The organism is Embleya sp. NPDC005971, from assembly GCF_040629175.1.
Lineage (GTDB): Bacteria > Actinomycetota > Actinomycetes > Streptomycetales > Streptomycetaceae > Embleya.
The window spans coordinates 1-1,616 of record NZ_JBEXUX010000184.1; the positions used below are offsets into that span (position 1 = coordinate 1).

Sequence of the window (1,616 nt, forward strand, 5' to 3'; positions counted from 1 at the left end):
CATGCTCGCGGCTCTGGCGGAGGAGATCCGCGGAACGCATCCGCAGGATGCGCACAAATCGGGTTTCGAGCACGCCTACCAGGAGCGTCCTGCGTTGAGCCGAGACACCGGGACATCGAGGACCGGGAGCAGCGCGAGGACCGGGGGCGGCCGGGTGGCCGGCGTCGCCGGTGGTGGTCGACCGAGCGTGAGCACGCGGCCGGGTGGGTTGGAGTGATGTCGAGAACTCCATACCGGTCTGCGCGCGTTCGAGGGTGCAGACAGGCCGTTCGACCTGCGCCTATGCACCTGCCAGGGGGCTGATATCCAAATGTCAGCCCCCATTGCCGTACGTATTGCTGAACGTATCGCGGGGGGGTACTGCGCATGATCTTGAACGCCCGCGGTCACGGTGGGTGGTTCCCGCGGGCGTCCCGGTCGGGAACGGGCCAGGGCCTCGAACGCGAGGTTCGAGGCCCTGGACTCCCGTAGTCGGGCACAGCCCGCACGAGCCACCGCGAGGTGGATGTGAGGACCCGGCCGGGAACGCGCCCAGCATGCCACCGGGAGCAGCGCCTTCACGCGGGATTCACTCGATCGGGTGAGGGATCGTGTCGGGTCGACGTCGGTCTCGCCGGGCCGGGCCGGCTTTCCGACGGCCCTGATCGTCCCCGAATCGCCCGCGTGTGTACGCGCGGTGACGCTTGCGGTCGCGGGCCTCGTGGAGCGAGGTCAGCGGACGAACTTGGCGTACTCGTCGAAGTCGATCCTCCTGTCCCCGTTGTCGTCGGCCATGCTCACGATCGCGGCGGCGTTCGCGTCGGAGACCTTGCCGTCGGGGGTCTGGAGGGACGCCTTGAACTCGTCGGCGGTGATGAAACCGTCGTTGTCGGTGTCGATCCGGTCGAACGCTGCGCGCTTGTCACTCACGGGGATTCCCTCGAATGGTAGGTATCGGACCAGTGCTAACGGTCTGTCGCCCGTCGCGGTCACGCCACAACCAAAGGTCCGTTTGGGTGGTAGGTGCCGGGAGATCGCCGCGCCGTGGGCCGGCAACCACCGCTCCGGTGTCGGCGAGGCGTCCGGACGCTTTTCGGGGTCGGGTCCACGGAAGGCGCACGAAGGGAACCGGCGCAGCGATCGTGTGATGAAGGCCGCGTTGAAGGTGCCGGCCGTGCGCGACGGGGCCCTGGTCGTCGACATCTGCCTGTTCGGCGCGCTGCTCGAGCACGGGCCGGGCGCGACGATCCGGGCGAACTCGGCCGAGATCCTGCGGCGGCGGAGCTCCGCCGGCGGGTAGGCGCCGGGGTCGGTTGTGGGGTGCTTTTGCGCGGTGGGTTCGAGAGTGAAACACGCTCGGCCCGGCCCGAGCGTGTTTTGCCTGGTCAAGGGCCGTGGTCAAGGGTCGAACGAGACGCCGACATCTCTCCCGGTACGTGTGGTCGTACCGGGCGGGATGCCTTTCCCTCCCTCCTCCGTCCGCGCGGCGCGGGACCGGCGCGGCGAGGAGGACTAGGAGCAGCGGCACGTGGCAGCTGGTGCGCGCGGTCAGCGTGGAGGTGAGCGATTCCATCGTGGTGTCGTCCAGGCGCGAGCCGCGCAGGATGCGCTCGGCCCGGTCGTACACCCGATCGCCG

The 1,616-nt window shown here is 69.2% G+C and carries 2 protein-coding genes; one reads left to right on the forward strand and one right to left on the reverse strand.

What is annotated here, in order from left to right; translation table 11 throughout:
• Window positions 1-711 precede the first annotated feature (711 nt).
• Window positions 712-909, reverse strand: a complete 198-nt coding sequence (locus ABZ374_RS48475; protein ID WP_360325237.1) for an EF-hand domain-containing protein — start codon at window positions 907-909, stop codon at window positions 712-714.
• 217 nt (window positions 910-1,126) lie between these two features.
• On the opposite strand from ABZ374_RS48475, the gene ABZ374_RS48480 reads away from it, so the two are divergent.
• Entirely contained in the window at window positions 1,127-1,279 is a 153-nt protein-coding gene (locus tag ABZ374_RS48480; RefSeq protein WP_360325240.1) for a hypothetical protein, read from the forward strand.
• The last annotated feature ends 337 nt before the right edge of the window (window positions 1,280-1,616 follow it).